The organism is Streptomyces sp. AHA2, assembly GCF_036857595.1.
Taxonomy (GTDB): Bacteria; Actinomycetota; Actinomycetes; order Streptomycetales; family Streptomycetaceae; genus Streptomyces.
On the sequence record NZ_JAUQWJ010000020.1, the window covers coordinates 73,149 to 91,467 of the forward strand.

General features: G+C 73.1%; 14 protein-coding genes and 1 pseudogene. 5 read left to right on the plus strand and 10 right to left on the minus strand.

The window, feature by feature from the left end; translation table 11 throughout:
* Position 1: 1 nt before the first annotated feature.
* Positions 2-1,291: an ABC transporter substrate-binding protein gene (locus Q5694_RS28950; RefSeq protein WP_333936380.1), complete on the minus strand. Its 1,290-nt coding sequence runs from the start codon at positions 1,289-1,291 to the stop codon at positions 2-4.
* A 277-nt stretch (positions 1,292-1,568) separates the two neighbouring features.
* On the opposite strand from Q5694_RS28950, the gene Q5694_RS28955 reads away from it, so the two are divergent.
* The 4 genes from Q5694_RS28955 to Q5694_RS28970 all read left to right on the plus strand — a co-directional run bounded on the left by Q5694_RS28955 (position 1,569) and on the right by Q5694_RS28970 (position 5,867).
* Positions 1,569-2,582 (plus strand): LacI family DNA-binding transcriptional regulator, encoded by a 1,014-nt coding sequence (locus tag Q5694_RS28955; RefSeq protein ID WP_333936418.1) that lies wholly within the window; start codon positions 1,569-1,571, stop codon positions 2,580-2,582.
* Positions 2,583-2,749: 167 nt separating this feature from the next.
* Positions 2,750-3,781 (plus strand): alpha/beta hydrolase family protein, encoded by a 1,032-nt coding sequence (locus Q5694_RS28960; protein WP_333936381.1) that lies wholly within the window; start codon positions 2,750-2,752, stop codon positions 3,779-3,781.
* 129 nt (positions 3,782-3,910) lie between these two features.
* On the plus strand, positions 3,911-5,245 hold the full coding sequence (locus Q5694_RS28965; RefSeq protein WP_333936382.1) for an amidase: 1,335 nt from the start codon (positions 3,911-3,913) through the stop codon (positions 5,243-5,245).
* Positions 5,246-5,450: 205 nt separating this feature from the next.
* Positions 5,451-5,867, plus strand: a complete 417-nt coding sequence (locus Q5694_RS28970) for a VOC family protein (protein ID WP_333936383.1) — start codon at positions 5,451-5,453, stop codon at positions 5,865-5,867.
* 66 nt (positions 5,868-5,933) lie between these two features.
* Here the strand turns inward: Q5694_RS28970 and Q5694_RS28975 are convergent, their stop codons facing one another.
* The 8 genes from Q5694_RS28975 to Q5694_RS29010 form a co-directional block, all read right to left on the minus strand.
* The gene (locus tag Q5694_RS28975) at positions 5,934-6,416 is read right to left on the minus strand and encodes a GNAT family N-acetyltransferase (RefSeq protein WP_333936384.1); all 483 of its coding nucleotides are present in this window, start codon (positions 6,414-6,416) and stop codon (positions 5,934-5,936) included.
* Positions 6,417-6,472: 56 nt separating this feature from the next.
* Entirely contained in the window at positions 6,473-6,646 is a 174-nt protein-coding gene (locus Q5694_RS28980) for a hypothetical protein (RefSeq protein ID WP_333936385.1), read from the minus strand.
* Between the two features lie 450 nt (positions 6,647-7,096).
* Positions 7,097-8,599, minus strand: coding sequence for an SDR family NAD(P)-dependent oxidoreductase (locus Q5694_RS28985; RefSeq protein ID WP_333936386.1), 1,503 nt, complete (start codon positions 8,597-8,599; stop codon positions 7,097-7,099).
* A 103-nt stretch (positions 8,600-8,702) separates the two neighbouring features.
* Complete coding sequence (locus Q5694_RS28990) at positions 8,703-10,046, minus strand: wax ester/triacylglycerol synthase family O-acyltransferase (RefSeq protein WP_333936387.1); 1,344 nt, start codon at positions 10,044-10,046, stop codon at positions 8,703-8,705.
* A gap of 148 nt (positions 10,047-10,194) precedes the next feature.
* The gene (locus Q5694_RS28995) at positions 10,195-12,813 is read right to left on the minus strand and encodes a PA14 domain-containing protein (RefSeq protein ID WP_333936388.1); all 2,619 of its coding nucleotides are present in this window, start codon (positions 12,811-12,813) and stop codon (positions 10,195-10,197) included.
* A gap of 100 nt (positions 12,814-12,913) precedes the next feature.
* Positions 12,914-14,137 (minus strand): glucose-1-phosphate adenylyltransferase, encoded by a 1,224-nt coding sequence (gene glgC, locus Q5694_RS29000; RefSeq protein WP_333936389.1) that lies wholly within the window; start codon positions 14,135-14,137, stop codon positions 12,914-12,916.
* 52 nt (positions 14,138-14,189) lie between these two features.
* Positions 14,190-15,341 (minus strand): glycogen synthase, encoded by a 1,152-nt coding sequence (gene glgA, locus Q5694_RS29005; protein ID WP_333936390.1) that lies wholly within the window; start codon positions 15,339-15,341, stop codon positions 14,190-14,192.
* A gap of 39 nt (positions 15,342-15,380) precedes the next feature.
* Positions 15,381-16,118, minus strand: coding sequence for a (2Fe-2S)-binding protein (locus Q5694_RS29010; protein WP_333936419.1), 738 nt, complete (start codon positions 16,116-16,118; stop codon positions 15,381-15,383).
* 228 nt (positions 16,119-16,346) lie between these two features.
* Here Q5694_RS29010 and Q5694_RS29015 point away from each other — a divergent pair, with 228 nt between their 5' ends.
* Complete coding sequence (locus tag Q5694_RS29015) at positions 16,347-17,627, plus strand: DMT family transporter (RefSeq protein ID WP_333936391.1); 1,281 nt, start codon at positions 16,347-16,349, stop codon at positions 17,625-17,627.
* Here Q5694_RS29015 and Q5694_RS34925 read toward each other — a convergent pair.
* Positions 17,617-18,015 (minus strand): annotated as a pseudogene (locus Q5694_RS34925) (M23 family metallopeptidase); the annotation flags it as partial. The gene Q5694_RS29015 and the pseudogene Q5694_RS34925 sit on opposite strands and share 11 nt — an antisense overlap.
* Positions 18,016-18,319: the final 304 nt, after the last annotated feature.

The following is an 18,319-nucleotide window of genomic DNA, read 5'->3' on the forward strand; positions in this document are numbered from 1 at the left end:
GTCAGCCCTGCTGCGCCAGGAGCCGGTCGCACTCCTTGACAGCGTTGTCGAGGGCTTCCCCGGGGCTCTGCTTGCCCTGGAGCGCCTTGGCGACCTGGTTGCGCAGCGCGATCTTCATCTGCTCGCTGAACAGCACCGGTGTGTAGTTGACGGCCGTCTTCAGGGACTTGGCGGCGGCGACGCGGACGCGGGTCTCGTCGGTGCCGTCCTCCTTCGTGAAGTACGGGTCGTCCAGCGAACCGGCGGTGCTGGGGAAGATGGCGACCTTCTTGGCGAACGACATCTGGTGCGCCGCGTCCGTGACGAAGTGCGCGAAGGCGACCGCCGCGGGCTTGCGCTTCGACTGGGCGTTCACCATCACGCCCATCACGTACATGTTGACGTGCCCGGTGCTGGTGATCTGGTCGGTGATGCCGATGTTCTCGTACAGGCTCGGCGCCTGCTTCTTGAAGTTGCCGAGGTCGAGGGCGCTGCCGGGGTTCATGGCGACGGCCCCGGTGAGGAACTTCTTGCCCGACGACTCGGGGGTGGCGGTCAGGGCCTGCCGGTCGAGTGCCTTGGCGTCGTACAACTCCTTGTACTTGGTGAGGAGTTCGACACCCCTGGCGTCGTTGAAGGTGAAGGCGGTGCCTTCCTTGTTCATCAGCGGTACGCCGTAGCGGCCGAAGTCCTCGATGGTGGGCACGTTGGCGAGGGTGGCGACCTTGCCGTCGCTCTTCTCGGCCATCCGCAGGGCGTCCGCGAACAGGTCGTCGTAGGTCTTCGGCGGCTTCTCCGGGTCGAGCCCGGCCTGCTCGAAGAGGGCCTTGTTGTAGAACAGCGGGCCGGTGTTGAGGTACCAGGGGAAGGCGTAGGTGCCGGTCATGCCGGGTATCCGGTGGCCGGCCCAGGCGCCGGGCAGGTACTCCTTCTCGTACTGCGGCGCGGCCTTGTCCAGGTCGAGGGCGAGTCCGGCCTTGGCGAGCGGGGCGACGAGGTCCGGGGAGACGTTGACGACGTCGGGCAGGGTGCCGCCGGCGGCGTCGGCGCTGATCTTGTCCGCGTAGCCCTCGGCGGGCTGGTCGACCCACTTCACGTCGGTGCCCGGGTGCTTCTTCTCGAACTCGGCGATCAGGCCCTCGAAGTAGGGCTTGAAGTTGGCGCGCAGGTTCCAGGTCTGGAAGGTGATGTCGCCCTCGACCTTGCCGGAGGCGTCGCCCGACCCGCCTCCGTCGTCCCCGGACCCGCAGGCACTCAGGGGCAGCAGGACGGCGGCGGCAGCGGCGGCGAGGGCTCTGCGGGGGATGCGCACGGGGACCGGCTCCTTCGGGGGGGCGGGGCGGGGGACGGCGGAATCGACGCCGGGGCAGACCTTGCATCGCCGCCTTCGGAAAAGTCAATGGATTCCGCTCAGCTAAAGACATTAGTTGGGCATATGCGCAGGTCAGTAGCGGTTGACCCAGCCGGTTGCGCGCGATCGCTAATGCGCTTTAGGGTGCTGTCGCTCAAGCGCATTAGTACACACGCCGGATCCTGCCGAATGGAGATCGAGGGTGACGGGAAAGCGCTCGCCGGCCCGCCGGCCGACGATGAAGGACATCGCCCGGCGGGCCGGGGTCTCCGAGAGCGCGGTCTCCTTCGCGCTGAACGGCAGGCCCGGGGTCTCCGAGGTCACCCGGGACCGGGTGCGCAGGGTCGCCGAGCAGCTGGGGTGGCGGCCCAGCACGGCGGCGCGCGCCCTGTCCGGCGAGGGGGCCGCGACGGTCGGTTTCGTCCTGGCCCGTCCGGCGGGGACGCTGGGCGTGGACTCGTTCTTCCTGCAGCTCGTCTCCGGCATCCAGGAGGTCCTCGCCGAGCGGCATCTCGGTCTGCTGTTCCAGATCGCCGGGGACATCGACGACGAGTGCGCCGTGTACCGGCGGTGGTGGGCCGAGCACCGGGTCGACGGGGTGCTCGTGGTCGACCCCCGCACCGACGACCCCCGGCCCGCCCTGCTGGACGAACTCGGGCTGCCCGGCGTGGTGATCGGCGGCGACCCCGGGGAGCGGCATCCGGGGCTGTCGACGGTGTGGGCGGACGACGCCGGGGCGATGGCGGCGGTGGTGGACGGTCTGTACGGGCTCGGCCACCGGCGGATCGCGCACATCGCGGGACTGCCGGGGCTGGCCCACACCGAGCGCCGCATCCGCACGCTGCGGGCCGAGGCGGAGCGGCGGGGCCTGACCGCGGTGCAGTCGGTGCCGACCGACTACTCGGACGAGGCGGGCGCGGCGGTCACCCGCCGGGTGCTGAGCGGCCCCGCCGCCCCGACGGCCCTGATCTACGACAACGACGTGATGGCCGTCGCGGGGGTCGCCGCCGCCGCGGAACTGGGCTTCGCCGTTCCGGCCGACGTGTCCGTGGTGGCCTGGGAGGACTCCGCGCTGTGCCGTCTGGTCAAGCCGTGGCTGTCGGCGCTGTCCCGGGACAGCGTGGAGTTCGGGCGCACGGCGGCACGCGAGCTGACCGCGCTCCTGGACGGCGGCCCGGCCCGCACCGTGCGGGTACCGGTGCCGGAACTGATCGAGCGGCACAGCACGGGCCCGTCCCGGGAGAGGTCGTAGGGCCTGCCCGGCGGTAGTGCGGGCGATCGGCCCGGGCCGGGTCACCGGGCCCACCCGGGGGCACGGCGCGGGCCGCCCCGGCGTGCGACAGGGCTCGATCGCCGCGCCCCGCGTCCCCGGGCCCCGGGCCCTGCGCCGCACGGCCCCGTCGGGTCACAATGGGCGGTATGCGTCCACGCGGCACCGCCTGTGCCGCCGCCGGGGTGCTGCTGGCCGTCGCGGCGGGCTGCACCGGCGGTGACGGCTCCGCCGCGCCCGCCACCGGCACGGCGGCCACGAGCCCGGCAGGTGAACCGGGTCCCCGCAGCGTCTCCCCCACCCCCGGCCCGGTCGACCCCGTCTCCCTCCCGGCGCTGATGCGGCGCGAGCACACCGGCTCGGCCCTCCGTCTCGGCGACGTGCTCGACCGGACCTCCGCCTACACCCGCTACGCCGTCACGTACGAGGCGAACGGGCTGACCGTCTCGGGAATCATGAACGTCCCCGAGGGCAGGGGCCCCTTCCCGGCGCTGGTACTGGCCCACGGCTACATCGACCCGGACGTCTACGTCAGCGGTCAGGGCATGCCGCGCGAACAGGACCGCCTGGCCCGCAGCGGCTACGTCGTGCTGCACACCGACTACCGCAACCACGCCCGCTCCGACGACGACCCGGACAACGACGTGAACCTGCGCCTCGGCTACACCGAGGACGTCATCGGCGCCGCCCTGGCCCTGCGCGACTCCGGGCGCCCGGAGATCGACGGCGACCGCATCGGGCTGTTCGGCCGGTCCATGGGCGGCGGGGTCGTCTACCAGACCCTGGTCGTGGCGCCCGGCCTGTTCGACGCCGCCGTGGCGTACGCGCCGGTGAGCGCACGCCCCGAGGAGAACCTGGACCACTTCCAGCGGCCCGACGGCGACCCGGTCGTCGCCGAGATCGAGGAGGAGCACGGGACGCCCGAGGAGAACCCGGCGTTCTGGCGCGGTGTCTCGGCCCTCACCTACGCCGATCGCATGACCGAGCCGCTGCTGATCCAGCACGGCACCGCGGACGAGACCTGCCCGCCGGCCTGGTCGCGGGAGGCCGCCGCCGTGTTCGACGAGGCCGGCGGGGACGTCGAGCTGCGCACGGTCCCCGGCGAAGGGCATACCTTCGGGCCCCGGTGGGCCGCCGAGATGGACGTGACCGAGGCCTTCTTCGCGCGCCACCTGCGCTGAGACCCGGCCCCACCGGGGCCCGGCCGCGCTCCACCCGCCCGCCGGCCTCGACGCGCACGGACCGCCGGGTGCACAGTTGCCCTTGCGTACTCGTCAGTAAGTCCGTGTCGATCCTCCCGAGGAGCCGCTGTGACCACCTGGGCCGGCCGCACCGCCGCCGAGATATCCGCCGCCGTCCGCGAGAAGCGGGTCACGCCCCGTGAGGTGGTGGCCGAGCACCTCGCCCGGATCGAGCGGCTCGACGGCCGGGTGGGGGCGTTCCGGGCCGTGCGCGCCCGGGCGGCGCTGGCCGAGGCGGACGAGCTGGCCGCCCGCGGCGACTTCGCGGAACTGCCTCTGGCCGGGGTGCCCGTCGCCGTCAAGGACAACCTGCCGGTGCGCGGCGAGTCCACCCGCATCGGATCGGCCGCGACACCGGACACGCCGGCCGGCCGCGACCATGTGATGGTCGCCCGGCTGCGGGCGGCCGGGGCGGTGGTCGTGGGACTGACCAACGTGCCGGAGCTGTGCGTCTTCGGCACCACGGACGGTGTGCTGGGTGTGTCCCGCAATCCCTGGGACCCCGCGCGCTCCGCGGGCGGTTCCTCGGGCGGCAGCGCGGCCGCCGTGGCCGCCGGGATGGTGCCCGTCGCCCTCGGCAACGACGGCATGGGCTCACTGCGCATACCGGCCGCCAACTGCGGCCTCGTCACCATCAAACCGGGCCGGGGCGTGGTGCCGACGGGTGACGGCAGCACCTGGTTCGGCATGGCCGAGCACGGCCCGCTCGCCACCACCGTCGAGGACGCCCGGCTGGTGCTGTCGGTCCTCGCCGGCACGGAGTTCGCGCCCGGCCCCGGAACGCTCCGGGTGGCCGTGTCGCTGCGCAGCCCGCTGGCGGGAACCATCGTCGGCAGCCCCTGGGCGGCAGCCGCCCGGGACGCGGCGCAGGTGCTGATGCGGGCGGGTCACCGGGTCCGCCGCGCCGACCCGCCCTACCCCGCGACCCTCGCGACGACCTCGCTGACCCACTGGGCCGCGGGCACGGCGGCCGACGCCCGCCCGCTGGACCCCGGGCGGCTGACCCGGCGCACCCGCGTGCACGCGCGCATCGGCCGCCCCTTCGTGGCGACCGTCGCCTCCGGCACGGGTCGCGACAAGCTCCGGCGGCGGCTGGAGCCGTTCTTCGCGGAACACGACGTGCTCCTCACCCCGGCGCTCGCCCGCCGCTCCCCCAAGGCCGGGCCGTGGCACGAGCGCGGCTGGCTGCGCAATCTGCTGGCCAACACCGCGTACTCGCCCCTGACGCCACCGTGGAACCTGACGGGCTGGCCCGCGATGGCGGTTCCCTTCGGCACGCTGCCCTCCGGCGCCCCCTGCTCGGTGCAGCTCGTGGGACGGCCCGGCTCGGAGGGCCGACTCCTCGATCTGGCGGGGCAACTGGAGGCGCGAAAGCCGTGGCGGCGCACCGCGCACGTCGACTAGAGTCGGCCGGGTGACTGCCGGGTCGGCCGTAGGCCATGCACGAGTCAGGCGCCCGGCCTCGGAGTGAGCCCGGCGGGGACGGTCCCGCCCCGGCCCGTCCGAGCGCCGGAGAGGGCACGCGCCCCGCCCCACGCCTCCACGTCCTCGTTCCCGCGCCCTCAGCGGCGCCTCGTCACGGACCCCGAGACCCGGAGAGCATCCACCCATGTCTTCCCCTTCGCACACCGAGCAGTCGGCCACGATCGCCCGCCTCGACCACACCGTCGTCTACGCCTCCGACAGGAGGCTGTCGGCGGAGTTCCTCGCGACCGTCCTGGGCCTGGAGGTCGGCGCCCCGTTCGGCCCGTTCCTGCCCGTCGACCTGGGCAACGGCGTGACCCTCGACTACTACGAGAAGCGCGACGAGCCCGTCCAGCCGCAGCACTACGCGTTCCTGGTGCCCGAGGAGCAGTTCGACACGATGATCGCCCGGCTGGAGACGCTCGGCGTCACCTACTACGCCGACCCCAGCCACACCGAACCCGGGCGTGTCAACGACCTGTTCGGCGGCCGCGGCGCCTACTTCGCCGACCCGGACGGCCACAACATGGAGATCATGACCCGGCCGTACGCCCGTCCCTGACCCACCGCGGGCGGCGGCTCGTCCACGGGCCCGGCGGACACGCCCGCGGGGCCCGGGGCACGACGCCTACAGGGCCCGGTGCATGACGTGCAGCCCGACGAGGCCGTGCCGGGGGTGCTCGAAGGCGTCCGGAACCGTGCCGAGGATCGTGAAGCCCAGCGAGGTCCACAGGCGCACGGCCGGGTTGGTCTCGACGACGGCGTTGAACACCATGCCCCGGTACCCGGCGGCCCGGGCCTCGGTCAGCAGGTGCTCGGCCAGCGCCCGCCCGTAGCCGCGGCCGCCCCGGTCGGGGTCGACCATGAAGCCGGCATTGGCGATACGGGCCGCCGGGCCGCCGTAGTTGGGGGTGAGGTAGGCGGAGGCGACGACGGCGCCGCCGTCGTCCTCGACGACCCAGACGCGCTTCGCCGGGTTCATCCACAGGACCCGGGCCTCCTCCTCGGAGGTTCCCGGGTCCCAGGCGTAGGTCTCGCCCGCGGCGACGATGCGGTGCCAGAACGGCCAGATAAGAGGCCAGTCGTCAGCCGTTGCTTCCCTGATCAGCATGGGTGCGAGTGTGGCACGCCCATGCGCGCGGAGATCGCGGTGGGGGTCCGCCCGCGTCAGTCGACGCTGGGCAGGATGTGGGGCTCGGCGAGGTCGTCCTCGTAGCCCGCGAGACGGATCGGGGCCGAACGGGCCCACACGTCGAGGCTGCCGAGCTCGTCGGCCCGTCGGCCGGCGCGCTCGCCGAGTTCCTTGGGGCGCTGATCGCGCTTCGTCTTCTCCGGTGTCACCGCGCACTCCTTATGTGTCGGTCACCCTGGGGACGTACGCGCCGGTCCAGCTGCGCCTGACGTCCCCTCGGGGTTGCGTGTCATGTGCAGTTCGGACGCGGTGGCGCCGGTCGACTCACGGGAGAGCAGCCGTGGTGAACCGGCGTGTCCCAGACGGACCGTGGGTGTGGGTAGGACCCGTGCTGCTGTCCGTCCGCCTCAGGTTAACCACATGAGCGGACACCCGCTCGATGGGGCTGAAAACAAGCGGTAACGATCGCGCGTCATCTGCCGTTCACCGGGGGTTTTCGTCCCGTTTTGTCGCCCAATGGGCGTTTCACAAATCACTCGTTCGGCGTAGGTGAGCGACGACCGTTTCGAGACACGCCGGGGTGTTCCCGCCGGATCGGGTTCCCCCGCGGGGGCCGGCGGGAACCGGCGGACCGTCACCGGCCCGCCGCCCGGGGCGCCCTACCACTTCCCGGGCGCGTAGTCCTTGAGGAAGACCCCGTACAGGTCCTCGCCGGCCTCGCCCCGCACGATCGGGTCGTACACCCGCGCCGCGCCGTCGACGAGGTCGAGCGGGGCGTGGAATCCGGCCTCGGCGAGCCGCAGCTTGTCGTAGTGCGGCCGCTCGTCGGTGATCCAGCCCGTGTCGACCGAGGTCATCAGGATGCCGTCGGTCTGGAACATCTCCTGGGCGCTGGTGCGCGTGACCATGTTCATCGCGGCCTTGGCGGCGTTGGTGTTGGGGTGCCCCGCGCCCTTGTAGCCGCGGCCGAAGACGCCCTCCATCGCCGACACGTTGACGACGTAGGCCCGCTTGCTCGCCGCCTTCCTCGCCGCCTCGGCCATCGCCGGGCGCAGCTTGCTGATGAGGATGAAGGGCGCCGTGTAGTTGCACAGCTGGGTCTCCAGCAGCTCCACCGGGGAGATCTGCTCGATGGTCTGCACCCAGGTGTTGGTGTCGACCACGTCGGGCACCAGGCCGCCCGCGTCGATCGCCGTGCCGGCCAGATGCCGTTCGACGCTGGCGTTGCCCGCGACCAGGGCGAGGTCGGCGACCTTCTGCGCGTCCAGGCCGCTGGTGCCGATCGGCAGCGCGGCGAGGCCGTCGACCGCGCCGGAGTTGAACGCGCCGATGACGTGGTGGGCGGGCAGCTCACCGGCGGGCAGCGGTGCGCTCTCGCCCTCGACCAGCGCGGCGTAGGCCGACGGCAGCCGACGGACCGTCTGGGTCGCGTTGTTGACGAGGATGTCGAGCGGGCCCGCCTCGGCGACCTGCTCGGCGAGGGCCACGGCCTGGGCCGGGTCGCGCAGGTCGATGCCGACGACCTCCAGCCGGTGCATCCAGTCCGCGGAGTCGTCCATGGCCTTGAAACGGCGGATGGCGTCCTTGGGGAAGCGCGTGGTGATCGTGGTGTGGGCGCCGTCGCGCAGCAGCCTGAGCGCGATGTACATGCCGATCTTGGCGCGGCCGCCGGTGAGCAGGGCGCGCTTGCCGGCGAGGTCGGCCCGGACGTCGCGCTTCTCGCGGTTCACGCGGGCGCAGTCCGGACAGAGCTGGTGGTAGAAGTAGTCGACTTCCACGTAGCGCGTCTTGCAGGTGTAGCAGGAGCGGGGGCGCTGGAGTATCCCCGCGATCCTGCCCTCCTCGGTGCGCGAGGAGGGCAGGAGGCCCTCGGTCTCGTCGTCGATGCGCTGGGCGGAGCCGGTCGCCGTGGCCTCCGTGACCGCCTTGTCGTGGGCGGTCTTGGCGGCCCTGCGCTCCTGGCGGCGGCGCTGCTTGACCGTGCGGTAGACGCCCGCGGTCGCCCGGCGCACGGCGATCGCGTCCGGGTGGTCGATCTCCAGCTCGTCGAGTTCCTCGAGCACGCTGAGGCAGACGGCCAGGCGCTCGGGGTCGATACCGGGTCCGTACGGGTGTCCGCTCGCCTCGTTGATGGCCTGCGGGCCGTCCTCTGTCACCGTCATCGCCGCTGCGTTCCCTGCTCTGCCGTCGTGGCGCGCCGGTCGCGCCCGCATTCGAACGGCGGATTTTACTTCAGCGCCGGGCCGCACCGCCAAACGCGTGCGCTCAGGGCCGGCAGACCTCGATCAGCTCCGCCACCTCCCGGGAGACGGCGGCGGCGAACACGTCGAGGTCGGGGACCGCCTCTCCGTCGGCGACGAGCCCGTAGTGGACGCTGCCCCGGTAGGTGGAGACGGCGACCGCCAGGGAGTGGCCGGGGGCCAGTGGAGCCATCGGGAAGACGGCGGTGAGCGGGTGGCCGCCGAGCTTCAGGCCGAGGCTGGGCAGCGGCACGCTGGTCACGAGCAGGTCGAACCACAGCCGCGCCGCCTGCCCGACGACCGGCCCGCCGAGCCGGTGGACCAGGGCCGGGACGTGGTCGGCGAGCAGGGCGACGGCGCCGGCGCCCCGGTGGGGCCCGGCGTCCTTGTTGCGGTCCATGGCCTCCCGGACCGAGGCCAGGCGGGCCAGCGGGTCCGGGTCGTCCACCGGAAGCCGCATCAAGTACCCGGAGAGACGGTTGCCCTGCGGGTGTGCGGTGCGCGGGCGTCGCCGGGAGACGGGGATCAGCGCCCGGGGAGCGACGCCCTCGCTGCCGTCGCCGCGTTCGTCGAGCCAGCGGCGCAGGGCGCCGGCGACCACGGCGATCAGCACGTCGTTGACCGTGCCGCCGACGGTCTTGCGGATCCGGTGCACGTCGTCGAGGTCGAGCACCACCCCGGCGGTGCGGCGGGTGCCGCTCGGCTCGCAGCTCAGCGCGGGGGCGGAGCGCACGTCGAGGGAGGAGCGGGCGACGGCGGAGCCGATGTCCAGGGCGCGGCCCACGTCGGACAGGGCGCCGCGCACCATCCCGGGCAGGTCGCGCACATCCGGGAGCAGGGGGCGCGGGGGCTCGGCGGGCCGGGGGCGGGGCGCGGGCATGTCCATCGGGTCCATGACGCCCGCGGCCAGGGTCAGCGCCCGCAGCCCGTCGGCCAGGGCGTGGTGGAACTTGAACAGCACCGCGAAGCGGTCCCCGTCCGCGCCCGGCAGCACATGGGCCTCCCAGGGCGGCCGGCCCCGCTCCAGCGGGCGTCCCATCAGGCGGCCCGCCACCGCGTGGAAGTCGGCGGCCGGTGCGTGCAGCCGGACGTGGTGCAGGGGGTCGAAGTCCGGGTCCGGCTCGCGGGCGGCGCCGCCGAAGGCGAAGGGGCTGCGCAGGGCGGCGGGCAGCGGCTGCCACACGTCGCGGATCCGCATGCGCAGTCCGGGGACGCCGGCGGCCCGGGCCGCGAGCAGGTCCGCCCCGTGGGCGCCCGCCGTGGGCGAGTGCGCGGTGAAGATCCCGAGCGCCCCGAGGTGCATCGGGTGGTCCGCGGACTCGAGGTTCCAGAACGCCAGGTCGAGAGGAGCGAGCAGATCAGCAGTCAAGGGCTTGCCTCGCGTCGACGACGGGTGGGCCAGCAGTCAATCGCTCCCAGCCGATTACGGTCAAGTACGATCACGTTACGTACAGTTAACAGCAGCGGATCGAGTCCCGCCCCCGGCGAGGGGGGCGGGACTCATGGTGCATGTGCGGCTAGTCCAGCACAGGTTGCGGCGCCGGGCACCCCGTGGGAGTCACCCGGGAGGCGTCACGGATCAGCGCCTCGTGCGCGGCCCTCAGCTGTGCCGTGTCGGGTTTCAGCACCGCGCGGTCGTAGGTGAGCAGGCCGTTCAGCTCGCCCTCGACGTCGGCGATCTGGGTGTACACGGCCCCGTTGCTCCCCCGGCAGACCAGGGCCCGGACCTCGTTCAGCTTCTCGAGGTAGTCCTCGGTGTAGGTGGCGGGGTCGACGTCGACGTACGACTGCTGCACCGACCAGGCGTGCCCGGGCACCGCCAGGCCCAGGCCGCCGTACTCGCCGCTGACCAGGGCGCGTCTGCCGTCGGGGCGGGGCGGCAGGGCGGGGCTCGGGTAGCCGTGCTCGTCCATGATGTCGCCGGCGTCGCCGTCGGCACCCAGGTTCAGCCCGGACTGGTTGTTGACGAGGCGGGTCGGGTCCCATGCCTTGGCCTGCTCGGCGACCCGGCCCACGTCGTACTGGCCCCAGCCCTCGTTGAAGGTCACCCACATGACGACGGACGGGCTGCTCACGTGCTCGTCGATCATCTCCTTCAGCTCACGCTCGTAGCGGGCACGGGCGGAGGCGCTCGGGTTCACCCCGGCCGTCATCGCCGGCATGTCCTGCCAGACCAGCAGTCCGAGCCGGTCGGCCCAGTAGAACCAGCGGTCCGGCTCCACCTTGATGTGCTTGCGCACCGAGTTGTAGCCGAGCTGCTTGTGCACCTTCAGGTCGTAGGCCAGGGCCTCGTCGGTGGGTGCGGTGTGCAGGCCGTCCGGCCAGAAGCCCTGGTCGAGGGTGGCCATGAGGAACACCGGCTCACCGTTGAGGACCGTGCGCGGCACGCCGTTCACCTTCTCCACGGCGACGGAGCGCATCCCGAAGTAGCTGCCGACCCGGTCGGCCCCCACCTTCACCCGGAGCTCGTAGAGGAAGGGGTCGTCCGGCGACCACAGGTGCGGGTCGTGGACGGTCAGGGTCAGCGGGGTGCCGGTGCGGCCGTGGGCCGTGGCGACCTTGCGCCGGCCCTCGTAGGCGGTCGCCGTGACCGGTACGCCGTCGCGGACGCCCCGGGCCTCGACGGTGACCTTCTCCCCGGCCACGTCGGGCGTGACCTTCAGGGAGTCGACGTGGTCGCGGGCCACCGGCTCCAGCCACACCGTCTGCCAGATGCCGGAGGACGGGGTGTACCAGATGCCGCTGGGGTCCAGGCGCTGCTTGCCGAGCGGCGGGTTCTCACCGGAGGCGGCGTCGGTCGGGTCGTAGACGCCGACGATCAGCTCCTGGGTGCGGCCGGGCTTCAGCGCGTCGGTGATGTCGGCGCCGAACTTGTCGTAGCCGCCCTCGTGCGTGGCGACCTTCGTGCCGTTGACGTAGACCTCGGAGCGCCAGTCGACGGCCCCGAAGTTCAGCTTGAGCCGCTTGCCGGAGCCGATGTCCCAGTCGCGCGGGACGGTGAAGGTGCGGCGGTACCACATGCGGTCCTCGTGCCGTTCGATGCCGGAGAGCTGGGACTCCACCGGGTACGGGACGAGGATGCGCTCCTTCAGCGTCCTGCCGACGGGCGGCTGCTCGCCCGGCTCGGCGGCGGCGAACTGCCAGCGGCCGTTGAGGTTGCGCCACTCGTCCCGGGTCAGCTGCGGGCGCGGGTACTCGGGCAGGGCGTTGTCCGGTCCGACCTCGTCGGCCCAGCGGGTGCGCAGCTGGTACGTCGAGTGGTTGGGGCCGCTGGTCCAGAAGGCGCCGACAACGTTGCCCTCGGTGTCGGACAGGCCGCCCTCACCGTCGTAGCGGACGTCGGCGGAGCCCTTGGCCGTGCCGGTCCTGTTGCCCACGACGGGCTCCTCGAGGGCGACCAGGAGCGAGGTGGGGTCGGACGGGTCGGGCCGGGCGGCGCCCAGGGGCCAGACGGCACCGCCGATCACCGCCGTGAGGTGCTCGGCGAAGCCGGCCGGGGGCGCGGCGACGGGCCGGGCGAAGTCGAGCTTCAGGGTGCGGCCGCTGCCCTGGACGGTCGCGGCGAGGGCTCCGTCGTAGTCGTAGCCCTCGGGGAGGCGGAAGGCGGACTGCGGGACGGGTTCCTTGGCGGCGCCGGGGCGCGTCCAGCGCAGGTGGAAGTTGGAGCCGCCGTAGTGCTCGAAGTACTCGACCTTGATGTCGTACGGCGTTCCGGCGGTCAGTTCGACGGGTGCGGAGGTCTGTTCGCGGTCCCAGTCGTCGACCCAGTGGTCGATGGCGAGGGTGCCGTCGATCCAGAGGCGGAAGCCGTTGTCGGCGGTGACGGAGAAGGTGTGGGAGCCGGTCTCCCGCGGGACGATCCTGCCCGTCCAGCGGACGCTGACGTCGTCGGACCGGCCGGTGGTGAAGTTCAGGCGCGGCTCGAGGTTGTCGAAGTCGAGGTTCTTCTCGAAGGTCGTCGCCCTGAGGGTGTGGAAGTCGAAGGCGCCGGGGGCGGAGTGGGTGTAGTACTCGCCCTTGAGGCCGTGGATCTCGGCGGGTTCGTCCGCGAGGGCGGGCGCGGACGCCAGACCGGTGAGGGCCAGGAGTGCGGCGAGCAGTAACGCGAGGCGGTTTCTGAGGCGTCGGGGACGCACGGAACCTCCATGCCAACGTTGTCATGTACAAGACGTTGGCATGACAGCACGGATCCAGGGCTTCGTCCAGAGGCAGGACAAAGTCCTCCTCGCCGTCCCGTCAGGTGACCAGCTGCCCCTTGCCCAGGGCGATGACGCCGCCCTTGGAGACCGTGTACAGCTCCGCGTCCCGCTCGGGGTTGACACCGATGGTGGCGCCCGGCGGAACCTCGACGTTCTTGTCGAGGACGGCGCCGCGCACCACCGCGCCCCGCCCCACGTGCACGTTGTCGTGCAGCACCGAGCCCTGCACCACCGCCCCGGGGTCGACCACGACGCCCGGCGACAGCACCGACCGGGTCACCTGTCCCCGCACCAGGCAGCCCGCGCTGATGATGGACTCGCTGGCGATGCCGCCGGCGTTGAAGCGGGCCGGCGACAGCTGGTACGAGTGCGTGTAGATGGGCCAACTGCGGTTGTACAGGTTGAAGGCGGGCCGCTCGGCGATCAGGTCCATGTGGGCCTCGTAGTAGGCGTCCAGGGTGCCGACGTCCCGCCAGTAGCCCTGGTCACGGCTGGTCTCGCCCGGGACGTGGTTGGCGCTGAAGTCGTACAGCGCGGCCTCGCCCCGGTCGGTGAGCTGCGGCAGGATCGAGCCGCCCATGTCGTGCACGGAGGACTCGTCCTCCGCGTCCCGCTTCAGCGCCTCGATGAGGGCCTTGGTGGTGAAGATGTAGTTGCCCATGGAGGCGAACACGCAGTTCGGGTCGTCCGCCAGGCCGGGCGGCGCCGTCGGCTTCTCCAGGAAGCGCTCCACCGTCTGCCCGTCCGAGCCGGGCGTGATCACGCCGAACGACGAGGACTCGGTGCGCGGCACCCGGATGCCCGCCACCGTCACGCCCGCCCCGCTGTCGATGTGCTGGGTGAGCATCTGGCGCGGGTCCATGCGGTACACGTGGTCGGCGCCGAAGACGGCGACGTACTCGGGGCGCTCGTCGTAGATCAGGTTCAGCGACTGCAGGATCGCGTCGGCGCTGCCCAGGTACCAGCGGGGGCCGAGGCGCTGCTGGGCGGGGACGGGCGTGACGTAGTTGCCCAGCAGGTTGGACATCCGCCAGGTGGTGGTGATGTGCCGGTCCAGCGAGTGCGACTTGTACTGCGTCAGGACGCAGATGCGCAGGATGCCGGCGTTGACGAGGTTGGACAGGACGAAGTCCACCAGGCGGTACGTGCCGCCGAAGGTCACCGCGGGTTTGGCGCGGTCCGTGGTCAGGGGCATCAGCCGCTTGCCCTCACCGCCCGCCAGCACGATCCCCAGGACCGAAGGACCACCACCACCACGCATGGCCGCTCCCCTCACGCCGATTTCCCCGATGCCTGCCCCTGACCAGTACCCACTAAGCCTGTTTGACGATCTCCTCGTACAGCCGCACCGTGCGGCGGGCCACCGCGTCCCAGCCGAACTCGTCGACCGCGCGCTCGCGCCCGGCCTCGCCCATGCGCCGCGCGGCCTCCGGATCGGCCAGGACGGTGTCCATGGCCCGGGCGAGCCCGGCCTCGAAACCCTCGCCGGCGGGGACGAGCAGACCGGTCCTGCCGTCGTCCACGACCTCCGGGATGCCGCCGACGGCCGAGGCCACCACGGGCGTGCCGCAGGCCATCGCCTCCAGGTTCACGATGCCGAGCGGCTCGTACACCGACGGGCAGACGAACAGCGCGGCATGGGTCAGGAGCTGGATCACCTCGGGGCGGGGCAGCATCTTCGGGATCCAGAACACGCCGTCGCGGCCCTCGCTCAGCTCCGCGAACAGTTCCCGGAACTCCTGGTCGATCTCCGGGGTGTCCGGGGCGCCCGCGCACAGCACGACCTGCGCGGCCGGGTCGATGTCGCGCACCGCGCGCAGCAGGTGCGGCACGCCCTTCTGCCGGGTGATGCGCCCGACGAACAGCACGTACGGGCGGGAGCGGTCCAGGCCGATCCGGTCCAGGGCGTCCGTGCCGGGGTCCGGCCGGTACAGGGTGGTGTCGATGCCGTTGTGCACGACGTGGACGCGCTGCGGGTCCAGCCCCGGATAGCAGCCCAGGATGTCCTCGCGCATGGCCCCGGAGACGGCGACGACCGCGTCCGCGGCCTCGATCGCGGTGCGCTCGGCCCAGCTGGACAGCTCGTAGCCGCCGCCGAGCTGCTCGGCCTTCCAGGGGCGCAGGGGCTCCAGGGAGTGCGCGGTCATCACGTGCGGGATGCCGTACAGCATCTTGGCGAGGTGACCGCCGAGGTTGGCGTACCAGGTGTGGGAGTGGACCAGCTCGCGGCCTTCGAGCGCGGCGGCCATCGCCAGGTCCACGGAGAAGGTGCGCAGCGCGTCGTTGGCCCCGTCCAGCGCGGACCAGGACCGGTGGCGCCGTACGCCGTCGGTGCGGCCCTCGCCCCAGCAGTGCACGTCGAGATCGACCAGCGGTCTCAGTTCCCGGGCGAGGAACTCCACGTGGACGCCCGCACCCCCGTACACATCCGGCGGGTACTCCCGGGTCAGCAGTCCCACTCGCACCCGCAACTCCCTGCTCTCAGCGGCCGTTCCCTTTCATGGTCACCCTAAAGCGGCCCGGGCGGAAGAGCGGGGCGGCCGCGGGAAACAGCAGTCGCCGCAGACACCCCCGCCGGGCACCCGGTAGTACAGGCAGCAGCTGCGGCGCCGGAAGGCCGTGCCGGTGAGCGTCCCGGCCCCCGCCAGCCCGGGCCGGGCGAGCAGTTCGGCGGTCAGGGAGCCCGCCCGCGCGGCGGCGTCGGCACGGCCGTGCCGCCGGGCCCAGCGGTCCAGCTCACGGGCCGCTCCGGCCAGCCCGGAGGCGGCGTTGCCGCGCAGCAGGCCCGGGGCGAGGCGGCAGTGCGCGCGCAGGGCCTGGGCCAGGGGGTCGAGATGGCCGCGCAGGACGACGTCCGCGATGGTCGCCGCGTCGGCGGGCAGCGCCCGTACGGCCGTCAGCCGCAGGTCGTCGGGCGCGCCGGCGGCGGGGTCCCAGCGCAGGCGCCCGGCGTCGAGGTCGGGCACGGCGCCGCACAGCACGGCGCTGCCGAGGGCGACCGACCAGAGCCGGGCCGCCAGCCCCTGCTGCGTCACCGACGCGGCGACCCGCACCTCGCGGGTGTTCAGGGCGGCGGCGACGTTCCGCAGGCGGAGAACCAGCGGATTTCCGGGCACATCGGGTGCCGTCGGGGCGTACGCCTGTGCCAGAGTGGGAAGGGAGTCCGCTCGTGCTCCGTCCGTGCGCAGCACGAAGAAGCCGCCGAGCGGGCGGAGCGCGGCGAGGTCGGGGTCGAGGTCCACGAAGAGCAGTAGTACCAAGACCCCTCAGGGGTGCTGTCCGGGGACCCCCTACCCGGGGCACCCACCCTGGGGATGACGGTGGTTCGCCCCTACTCCATCGGCAGTAGGACCCAATGAGTGCTCAGGGACGACGACGGGAAGACCCGGACACGGCAGGGTGTTGCACATGAGAGCCGACCGTTCGCCGCGCCGGGCCGAGCGCCCCCGCCCGACGCAGAGGAGCAGCCGATGAGCGCCCTCGCGTTGTCCGTCCTGCTGTCGCTGGTGTCCGCGTTCGCCTACGCGGGCGGGGCGATCGTGCAGGAGCGGGTGGCGGAGTCCTCGCCGGGCGAGCAGTACGCTCCGCTGCGCCGGCCGGGCTGGTGGGCGGCGGTCGCGCTGAACGGCCTCGGAGGTCTGCTGCACGTGGTGGCGCTGGCCTACGGTCCGCTGAGCCTGGTGCAGCCGCTCGGCGCGCTGACCATCGTCGTGGCGCTGCCGATGGCGGCGCTGTTCGTCGGCCGCAGGGCCGGGGCCACGGCCTGGCGGGGCGCGATCATGGCGACGGTCGGGCTCGCCGGTCTGCTGTCCCTGGTCGCCACGTCCGACGCGCAGTCGCTGAGCGGGGCGGAACGGGTGGCCGTCGCCCTCGTGACCACGGGCGTGGTCACGGCCCTGATGCTCGCGGCCCGGGCCGCGCACCGGCACCCCGCGGTGCGCAGCACGCTGCTGGCGACCGCGTCGGGCATCGCGTTCGGCATGTCCTCGGTCTTCACCAAGACCGTCGCGGTCGACTGGACCGGCGGCGTCTCGGCGGCCGACGTGCCGTCCCTCGCGGTGATCGGCGTCCTGGCCACGGCCGGCATGCTGCTGTCCCAGGCCGCCTACCGGGGCGCCGGACTCGCCGCCCCGCTGGCCACGCTGACGGTCGTCAACCCGGTGGTGGCGGCCGCGGTCGGCATCACGATGTTCGGCGAGACCTTCCGCTACGGCACGACCGGCACGGCGCTCGCACTGAGCTGCGGCGTGGTGGCGGCCGGCGGCCTGATCCTGCTGACGACGGAGCGGCTGGCGCGGGAGCAGCGGGAGCCGGTCGCCGTGGAGGGTGTCCCGGTCGGCCCCGCGGGCCTGTCCGAGCCGGTGATCCCGGCAGAGGTGCCCGACAGCCGGGCCGGGCTGTCCGGGTCCGTGACCGTGGGCGGCGTGCCCGACAGCCCCGCGGACCTGCCCGAGCCTGTCGCCCCGGGCGGCGTGCCGGTCGGGGTGTGCGAGGCGCGCGCGGCCGGGGCGGAAGGCAGGGGCGTGCGCGGGCCGTTGCTCGTGCAGGACGTGCTGGGGCCCGGGCCCGCCGTGCCGCGGGCCTCCCCAGGCGCCGCCGTGCCGCGGGCCTCCCCGGACGCGGCGCACGCCGGCGGGGAGCCGCCGGTCGTGCCAGGCGAGGGACGCCCGCTGCCCTACGCCCCCTTCTACGGCATCCCCTACGTCCCGTTGCCGGTGCTCGACCGGCACCGCGCGCGCGTCAGATCGTGACGCCGCCCGCCCTGAGGTACGCCACCGGGTCGACGTCCGAACCGAAACCGGGCCCCGTCCGCACCTCGAAGTGCAGATGCGGGCCCGAGCTGTTGCCCGTGGAGCCCGAGCGCCCGATGCGCTGCCCGGCACTCACCGACTGCCCGTCGCGCACGGAGATCGCCGACAGGTGCGCGTACTGGCTGTAGCGGCCGTCGGAGTGCCGGATGACGACCTGGTAGCCGTACGAGCCGCCCCAGCCGGCGCTGACCACGCTGCCCGCCGCGACGGACTTGACGGTCGTGCCCGTGGGCACGGGGAAGTCGACGCCGGTGTGGTAGCCCTTCGACCAGGCGGAGCCCGCCTTGCGGTAGGGCGTGCCCGGGGAGGCGCCGACCGGGGCGACGAGTCCCTGACGGCTGGCGGTGGACCGCGCGGCGCGCTCCTTGCCCGCTTCCTTGTGCCGGTCCTGGGCCTTGTCCTTCCTCGCCCCGTCCCGTGCCCGCTCCTTCGCCGGCTTCTCGGGCGCCGGGCGGACCTTCTCGGCCGGCCGGGGCGCGGGGCGCGTCTTCGTTGCGCCCTCGCCGCGCAGCGCGAGCCGCTGGCCCGGCACGATCAGGTCGGGGTCGCCGCCTATGGTGGCGCGGTTGGCGGTGTACAGTCCGCGCCAGCCGCCCCTGACCTCGTGCTCCCCGGCGATGCCGGAGAGCGTG